The following is an 8,972-nucleotide window of genomic DNA, read 5'->3' as shown; positions in this document are numbered from 1 at the left end:
ATTAACTACCTAAATGACATTAATTAACCTTTATTTTCACTTTCATTGATTTTAGGCAATATCTAATTACAAGTGACTGATATTCTCTCCCGCGAATATACAAAAATAAAAAGAGGTTAATAATGAACGTCAGTCGCAGAAAGTTTTTTAAAATCTGCGCCGGCGGGATGGCAGGTACAACTGTAGCTGCGTTAGGTTTTATGCCAGGAATGGCAATGGCTAATGTACGTGAAAATAAATTATTGCGTTCGAAAGAAACGCGTAATACTTGTACCTATTGTTCCGTGGGTTGTGGATTGCTGATTTATAGTATGGGTGATGGGGCAATGAATGCTCGCTCTGCCATCTTCCACGTTGAGGGTGATGCCGATCATCCAGTGAATCGCGGTGCTCTGTGTCCGAAAGGGGCGGGGTTACTGGATTACATTCGTAGTGACAGTCGTTTACGTTATCCTGAATATCGCGCACCAGGCTCGAATAAATGGGAACGCATTAGCTGGGACGATGCTTTTACGCGCATTGCCCGCTTAATGAAAGATGACCGTGATGCCAACTTTATTGAAAAAAATGAACAAGGCGCCACTGTCAATCGCTGGTTATCAACAGGGATGCTTTGCGCCTCTGCGGCTAGCAATGAAACGGGGATGTTAACCCAAAAATTCGCACGATCGCTCGGTATGTTAGCGGTCGACAACCAAGCGCGTGTCTGACACGGACCAACGGTAGCAAGTCTTGCTCCAACATTTGGTCGCGGTGCGATGACCAACCACTGGGTTGATATTAAAAACGCCAATGTGATTGTGGTGATGGGCGGTAACGCCGCTGAAGCTCACCCTGTCGGATTCCGTTGGGCGATTGAAGCGAAAAACAATAATGATGCAACCTTGATTGTGGTAGACCCGCGCTTCACGCGTACCGCATCGGTGGCCGATCATTACGTGCCAATTCGTTCAGGAACGGATATTACCTTCCTTTCTGGTGTTCTACTTTATCTTATTGAAAATAATAAAATAAACGCAGAATACGTTCAGAACTATACCAACGCATCTTTGATTGTTAGAGATGATTTTGACTTTAACGATGGCTTATTCAGTGGCTATGACGCTGAAAAAGGTCGTTATGACAAAACCAGTTGGAACTATAAGTTTGATGAAAATGGTCATGCATTACGTGATGACACGTTACAAGATCCGCGTTGTGTTTGGAATCTGCTAAGAAAACACGTTTCCCGCTATACCCCTGAAATGGTTGAACGAATCTGTGGTACATCACAAGCAGACTTCTTAAAAGTGTGTGAAATTCTGGCAACCACGAGCGCCGCAGATAAAGCGGGGACATTCCTGTACGCATTAGGTTGGACTCAGCATACAGTGGGCGCGCAAAACATCCGTACCATGGCGATGATCCAGCTGCTTTTAGGCAACATGGGGATTTGTGGTGGTGGGGTGAATGCGCTACGTGGACACTCAAACATTCAAGGCTTAACAGATTTAGGTCTGCTATCGACGAGCCTTCCGGGCTATTTAACGCTGCCATCAGAAAAACAGTTAGATGTTGATAGCTATTTAGCCGCGAATACGCCAAAAGCCACATTACCCAATCAGGTTAACTACTGGAGCAACTATCCGAAATTCTTCGTCAGCTTGATGAAATCATTCTACGGTGATGCGGCTCAACCAGAGAACCAATGGGGCTTTGATTGGTTACCTAAATGGGATCAAGCTTATGATGTTATGAAGTATTTTGACATGATGAGCAAAGATAAAGTCAACGGCTACATCTGCCAAGGCTTTAACCCAGTTGCCTCGTTCCCAGATAAAAACAAAGTGGTTAGCTGCTTAAGTAAGCTGAAATATTTAATCGTGGTTGACCCATTAACCACCGAAACAGCGAACTTCTGGCAGAATCACGGCGAAATGAACGACGTTGACCCAGCTTCCATTCAAACGGAAGTTTTCCGTCTACCTTCAACCTGCTTTGCGGAAGAAGATGGCTCTATTGCTAACTCCGGTCGCTGGTTACAGTGGCATTGGAAAGCGGCGGACGCCCCGGGTGAAGCGCGTAACGATGGTCAAATCTTAACGGGTATCTTGCACAAAATCCGTGAGATGTATGAACAAGAAGGTGGTAAAGGTCGCGAACCATTGCTGCAAATGCGTTGGGATTATAAACGTCAATTCCATCCGGAATCGGAAGAAGTGGCGAAAGAGAACAACGGGGTTGCACTGGTCGACTTATATGATGCTGATGGCAACTTACAAGCGAAAAAAGGCGAGCTTCTGAATTCATTCGCTCTGTTACGCGCGGATGGTTCAACGGCATCTTCTTGCTGGATCTACACGGGTAGCTGGACCGAAAAAGGCAATCAGATGGCGAATCGCGATAACAGCGACCCATCCGGCATTGGTAATACATTGGGTTGGGCATGGGCATGGCCATTAAACCGCCGTGTTATCTATAACCGTGCCTCTTGTGATACCAAAGGTAAGCCATGGAATAAAGATCTGGTTCTGATTGAGTGGAACGGTAAGAAGTGGGTCGGAAACGACGTACCTGACTTTAACGCTTCGGCACCAGAAGTCGGTACTGGACCATTTATTATGCAGCCAGAAGGTTTAGGTCGTCTGTTTGCAATTGATAAGATGGCAGAAGGTCCATTCCCTGAGCACTACGAGCCATTTGAAACGCCATTGGGAACTAACCCACTGCATCCAAATGTAGTTTCTAACCCTGCTGCGCGAATTTTTGAAGATGACAAGAAACGTCTTGGCGATCATAAAGAATTCCCGTATGTCGGAACCACTTATCGCTTAACAGAGCATTTCCACACTTGGACGAAGCATGCGCGCTTGAACGCCATTGCTCAGCCAGAACAGTTTGTGGAAATCAGTGAAACCTTAGCGAAATCCAAAGGTATCGCTTTGGGTGATAAGGTTAAAGTCAGCAGTAAACGCGGCTTTATTAAAGCGATTGCCGTGGTAACACCACGTCTGCAAACCCTGATGGTTGACGGTAAACCGATTGAAACAGTGGGTCTACCTATTCACTGGGGCTTTGAGGGTGCAACGCAAAAAGGCTTTATTACCAACACGTTAACGCCATCTGTGGGGGACGCTAACTCTCAGACTCCTGAGTATAAAGCGTTTTTAGTTAACATTGAGAAGGCGTAAGGGAGGGAACTATGTCCATGCAATCTCAAGACATTATTAAACGTTCCGCGACCAATAGCATTACGCCTCCACCACAGGCGCGTGACGATAAATTTGAAGTCTGCAAACTGATTGACGTGTCATCCTGTATCGGCTGTAAAGCCTGTCAGGTGGCATGTTCAGAATGGAATGATATCCGTGATGAGGTAGGACACTGCGTTGGGGTTTACGATAACCCAACCGATTTAAGTGCCAAATCTTGGACGGTGATGCGTTTTAGCGAAGTCAGTGAGCAAGGCAAATTGGAATGGCTTATCCGTAAGGATGGCTGTATGCACTGTACCGATCCAGGTTGCTTGAAGTCATGCCCATCTGCGGGTGCGATTATTCAATATGCTAACGGTATTGTGGATTTCCAATCGGAACACTGTATTGGTTGTGGTTACTGTATCGCGGGTTGCCCGTTCAACATTCCTCGATTAAATCCAAAAGATAATCGTGTGTACAAATGTACATTATGTGTTGACCGTGTTGCCGTGGGGCAAGAACCGGCTTGCGTGAAAACTTGCCCGACAGGTGCTATTCGTTTTGGTACTAAAAACGAAATGCTGGAATACGGCGCGGAGCGTGTTGAAAAACTGCAAAAACGGGGTTATGCCCAAGCTGGCATTTATGATCCTGAAGGTGTTGGGGGAACTCATGTGGTGTACGTGCTACATCATGCGGATAAACCTGAGCTTTATCATGGATTACCAAAAGACCCACAGATTGATACACCAATTAATCTATGGCAAAGCATCCTGAAACCATTATCGGTAGCGGGCTTTATCGCCACATTTGCAGGGCTGATTTTCCACTATGTGGGTATTGGTCCAAACAAAGAAGTGGATGATGAAGAGGAGAAAGATGACCATGAGTAAAAAGAGCAAAATGATCGTTCGGACTAAATTTATTGACCGAGCGTGCCACTGGACAGTGGTTATCAGCTTCTTCTTAGTCGCATTGTCGGGTATTGCACTGTTTTTCCCAACCTTGAAGTGGCTGACTGAAACCTTCGGTACACCACAGATGGGACGAATTTTGCATCCTTTCTTCGGTGTGCTTATTTTCGTCGTGCTGATGTTTATGTTTGTACGCTTTGTAAAACACAATATTCCAGATAGAAAAGATATTCCTTGGCTACTGAATATTGTTCAAGTTCTCAAAGGTAATGAACATAAAGTGGCTGATGTGGGCAAATACAACGCCGGTCAAAAAATGATGTTCTGGAGTATCATGAGTATGATTTTTGTACTTTTGGTCACCGGGATTATCATGTGGCGTCCTTATTTCGCACATTTATTCCCAATCTGGATGGTGCGTTGGAGTATTTTGATTCATGCATTAGCGGCAATTATTCTGATCCATGCAATTTTAATCCACATGTATATGGCATTTTGGGTTAAAGGGTCTATCAACGGCATGATTGAAGGTAAAGTTAGCCGTCGCTGGGCGAAGAAACATCACCCACGTTGGTATCGCGATGTTGAAGCGAAAGAAGCCAAAGCGGAAGCTGAAAAAAGCCAGTAATTTCGCTGTCAATTAAGTAATATAAGCCACTGTTGTTGACGTTACCGAAAAGGTTACACAATCACAGTGGCTTTTTTATGTTTAAAGAATGTCTTATTTGAGGTTGATTGTATTGAGTCATTTAGGAGGGGAAATGGTTGAGCTGGTAAGAATTTCTGTAAATGATAAACACGATAATGAATTAATTAATGCGCTATACGATATTTCATTTCCTGACCATGAAAAACGTTCTTATGCAGGGCGAGCGGCATTACTCCCTCTAGAGCAATATTATTTATATAAAATTACAGACAATAATCAGTTTGTTGGATTTATCGGTGGGTGGGTTATTGATGCCTTTTTCTATATTGAACATTTTGCGATTGACCAACATATTCGTGGGTCAGGTTACGGCCAAAAATCGTTGACCGCACTGTGCCAGTTGTACCCACAGATAGTGTTGGAGATAGACCCATTAGTCGATGAAGTTGCAAGAAAACGTCTTCATTTCTATGAAAAAAATGGCTTTGTCAGAAATGACTATGTCCATCACCATCCATGCTATAACGCCCAGTATGCGCCGCATAAGCTGGAAATTTTAAGCTTAAATACGCCTTTCACGCCGAGTCAGTATGATGTATTTAATCATTTTCTGGTGAATACAGTGATGAATAGCCACTATCTATAACAATCTGTCGCTATTTAGTTAATCGCATATGCAGTAAAGGAAATGGATTTCCTTCCCCATCAAGTTCGGAACGCGCATATTGAACAAATCCCATGTGTTGATAGAAACCAACTGCTTGCGGATTTTGCTCATTCACATCAACTTCATTCACACCTAAGTGTTCAATGGCGTAATTCAGGAGTTGTTTACCAATGCCTGTCCCTCTTGCAAGGGGGGAAATAAACAACATTTCTAGACGATTCTCACCCGTACCTAAAAAGCCCGCTATTTTGCCGTTAGGATCAAAAGTCACAAAAACAGACAAATTAGGTAAGTATTGTTCCCTAATGGGTGTTTTTAGCATTTCTATGTTCTTTTCTGGCAGAAAATCATGAGTTGCTCTTACAGAAGCCTCCCAAAGATGAATGATCTCATCGTAATGTTCGACAGTGGCGGGCTGAATATTCATTGCATTTTATCCTTATAGAGAAAATTCATCTTAAATTGTGGGTAGCGAATGTCAATATTTGATGGTTATTTTAGTTAAGGGACGTTTTTGGGATATTAATCGCAGAAAAAAAAGATAACTAATTCATTATTAGAGGATATGTTTCCGAAACTCATATAAGCACTATACTTTATTTTATTGCAGTGTTTATTGTTTGATTATGTTAATCAATTTAAAAACTATGGTAGGAGTATGCTGATGAAATATAAAATGCTAACAGTGTGTTTATCTGCGGCGTTATTAGCACCAATCGCCCCCGCACTGGCAAGTACAGATAATGCACAAAATATGGAATTAGACCAAGTTTTAGTTCTAAGTCGTCATAATTTACGTACTCCTATTGTTAATACAGGGATTCTGACTGAAATAACCGATAAAAAGTGGCCAGCATGGGATGCAGAAAGTGGCTATTTAACGACAAAGGGCGGGGCGCTCGAAGTGTATATGGGGCACTATTTTAGAGAGTGGCTCGATAGCAATAAATTATTTGTGAATGAGTTATGTCCAACCAGCAGCGATGATATCTATATTTACACGAATAGCCTACAGAGAACGATTGCGACTGCGCAGTTCTTTACTGCGGGAGCATTTCCTGGCTGTAAAGTGAATATCCATCATAAACCGGAAATTGGTACGATGGATCCCGTGTTTAATCCTATCATTACGAATAGCTCCCCTGAATTTAAAAAACAAGCACTTGAAGCGATGGAGTCCCACCTTAAAGGGTTAAACTTGAAGCCAGGTTATGATGAGCTGGACAATGTTCTCAATATTAAAGATTCGAAGAAGTGCGCGACGGATAAACTGTGTAATTTAGCTACACCAAAGAACAGTTTTATCATTGAAGCGGATAAAGAACCGGGTGTGAGTGGACCGTTGAAGATGGCGAACTCTGCCGTCGATGCAATTGACCTGCAATATTATGAAGGCTTCCCTGAAAAAGATGTGGCATGGGGAATGGTCAATAGTGATGAAAAATGGCAAAAGCTGAATACTTTAAAAAATGCTTATCAAGAAACGTTATTTACACCGAAAATCATTGCAAAAAATGTGGCGCACCCAATTCTGAGTTATATGGATAAAGGCTTTGTTTCTGTTAATAAAGGTGAAACGGCTAAATTCATTTTCTTAGTGGGACATGATTCAAATATTGCTTCAGTGTTGTCTGCGATGGATTTCAAACCGTACCAGTTACCTGAGCAATATGAGCACACACCAATTGGCGGTAAATTGGTATTCCAACGCTGGACAGATAAAAAAGAGACAAAGGATTATGTGAAGATTGAGTATGTGTATCAAACCGCAGATCAGTTGCGAGATAATGCTTACCTCTCTTTAGCAACGCCTCCAAAACACGTTACCCTTGAATTGAAAAATTGCCCGATTGATAAAAATGGGTATTGTTCATGGGAAGACTTTGAAAATGTGATGAAATCGGCGTTGAAACAGTGATATCCAACTGTCAATAATGCCTGAATGAAGCATAAAAAACCCTGCTCTGAGGAGCAGGGTGTGAAATAGTCACGAAAATGTTTATGAGCCTCTAATTTACCTTAAATGTCGAACAAATGGGCTTGTAAATTGTATGGAATTACCCTTTAGTGTAACAAACTTTAACCCTAACCATTCGACGAGTTAAAATAGAGCTTTCTGCGGTTATTAACCCTTCGTATGGATTAGCGAACCACTAATACGCTCGTTTTCGCATAACGTACAACTGAAGCCGCATTGGAGCCTAATAAGTAGGTAGACATACTTGGGCGACGTGAACCCAGTAAAATTACATCGGCTTTAATATCTTCAGCTGTTGCCAAAATTTCATCTTTAACTGAACCTACAACCGCTTTTACTTGCACTTTATCTGCAGGGATAGAGAACAGTTTAACTTTCTCTTGTAACTCTTTCAGAATGATATCAGCTTGTTTTTGATCATCCGGGAAGTCACCTGGCAAAATAGTGCCGCCATAGCGTAAATAATTGGAAATTGGTGCAGTCACAGCTAAAAAATGAACGGTAGAATTGTTTAGTTTCTGCATGGCATTAACATGCGGGACTAACATTTTGGTGAGGTCGTCTTCGGTAACATCAATAGGAACTAAAATTGTATTGTACATAATATCTCCTTTTTTCTTTTATATTATAAGTTTAGAACATTTTAACCATTTTTCATATTGATTGTTAATAAATTAATATTAACTGAATTGGATTAAAAATGATGTGAGCGGGAGTACGCAATTGGCGGGAATAAAAAATGGATAATAAAAATAATGACAATAAAAAAACGGCAATACATGAGGGGAGTATTACCGCTTTCAAAGAGAATATTATTTTTTAGTCGCTTTAGGCTTTGTGGTTTCTTTTTCTGGGCAGGCTGGTTTTAATCCGCCTTTACACGCTTTATCAATATATTCAGCGCCGAGTTTTTCATTAAACTCAGTTCCCTCACCATTTTGTAGCATTTTTCCTAATTGATATTCAGCAGGTGGAAATTTTTTATCGGCTGCTTTTTGGAACCACTCAAAAGCCACGAGATAATTTTGTTTTACGCCAGCACCTTGGTAATAGAATTGACCCATATAGTTTATGGCTTCAGGATTTCCCTTATTTGCCGATTTCTCAATCCAACCATAAGCTGTTTCAAAATCAGATTGAACGCCATTACCATTAAGATACATATCACCTAGGAATAGTTGAGCGTCCGCATTGCCTTTATTGGCCGCCATCGTAAGCCATTTCTTTGCTTTCGGATAATCTTGCTTAATTTCGTTACCAACATAGTAACCAATGCCTAGCATAACTTGAGCTTTCACATCCCCTTTTTGTGCTTGTTGTTCAATTTGCTTAATGACTTCAGGAGGAACAGGAGCTGCGAAAGTTAAACTTGTTGAAAATATAAATAAAGAAATAAAGGTCAATAATCGTAACATAAGGCTTTCCGTATCTTAAGTTGGCTATGAATATCCTTATTTCAAGATAAACTCGAAACGGTGTTAACAGTTATTAACTACAAGGTATAACCATCAACGCATTAAATACTCTACTTCTATAATTTATAAATATCAACGCCCCATCAAAAATACAGAGTAAACGAGCCTTTTAC

The 8,972-nt window shown here is 41.6% G+C and carries 8 protein-coding genes; 5 read left to right on the top strand and 3 right to left on the bottom strand.

Features of this window, described 5'->3' with window-relative positions; genetic code table 11:
- The first annotated feature begins 122 nt into the window (after positions 1–122).
- The 4 genes from fdnG (at position 123) to JK188_RS14975 (ending at position 5,385) form a co-directional block, all read left to right on the top strand.
- Positions 123–3,170, top strand: coding sequence for a formate dehydrogenase-N subunit alpha (fdnG, locus tag JK188_RS14990; protein ID WP_211885172.1), 3,048 nt, complete (start codon positions 123–125; stop codon positions 3,168–3,170).
- A gap of 11 nt (positions 3,171–3,181) precedes the next feature.
- Positions 3,182–4,069, top strand: coding sequence for a formate dehydrogenase subunit beta (gene fdxH, locus JK188_RS14985; RefSeq protein WP_165906918.1), 888 nt, complete (start codon positions 3,182–3,184; stop codon positions 4,067–4,069).
- A complete protein-coding gene (fdnI, locus tag JK188_RS14980) occupies positions 4,062–4,718 on the top strand; it encodes a formate dehydrogenase-N subunit gamma (protein WP_036951972.1) in 657 nt (218 codons plus the stop codon). The genes fdxH and fdnI overlap by 8 nt, the downstream gene beginning before the upstream one ends.
- Positions 4,719–4,851: 133 nt before the next feature.
- Entirely contained in the window at positions 4,852–5,385 is a 534-nt protein-coding gene (locus tag JK188_RS14975) for a GNAT family N-acetyltransferase (protein WP_249215374.1), read from the top strand.
- Between the two features lie 10 nt (positions 5,386–5,395).
- On the opposite strand, the gene JK188_RS14970 is transcribed toward JK188_RS14975, so the two are convergent.
- Entirely contained in the window at positions 5,396–5,833 is a 438-nt protein-coding gene (locus tag JK188_RS14970; protein WP_211885175.1) for a GNAT family N-acetyltransferase, read from the bottom strand.
- A gap of 237 nt (positions 5,834–6,070) precedes the next feature.
- Between JK188_RS14970 and agp the strand changes: the two genes are divergently transcribed.
- The gene (gene agp / locus JK188_RS14965; RefSeq protein ID WP_211885176.1) at positions 6,071–7,324 is read left to right on the top strand and encodes a bifunctional glucose-1-phosphatase/inositol phosphatase; all 1,254 of its coding nucleotides are present in this window, start codon (positions 6,071–6,073) and stop codon (positions 7,322–7,324) included.
- A 224-nt stretch (positions 7,325–7,548) separates the two neighbouring features.
- Here the strand turns inward: agp and JK188_RS14960 are convergent, their stop codons facing one another.
- Complete coding sequence (locus JK188_RS14960; protein ID WP_036951577.1) at positions 7,549–7,986, bottom strand: universal stress protein; 438 nt, start codon at positions 7,984–7,986, stop codon at positions 7,549–7,551.
- Between the two features lie 210 nt (positions 7,987–8,196).
- Positions 8,197–8,799, bottom strand: a complete 603-nt coding sequence (locus tag JK188_RS14955; RefSeq protein WP_211885177.1) for a tetratricopeptide repeat protein — start codon at positions 8,797–8,799, stop codon at positions 8,197–8,199.
- Between the last annotated feature and the right edge of the window lie 173 nt (positions 8,800–8,972).

Source organism: Providencia sp. JGM181 (assembly GCF_018257375.1).
Lineage (GTDB): Bacteria > Pseudomonadota > Gammaproteobacteria > Enterobacterales > Enterobacteriaceae > Providencia > Providencia lanzhouensis.
Note: the sequence above shows the minus strand (reverse complement) of the source record. Positions and strands in the feature narration are given on the sequence as shown.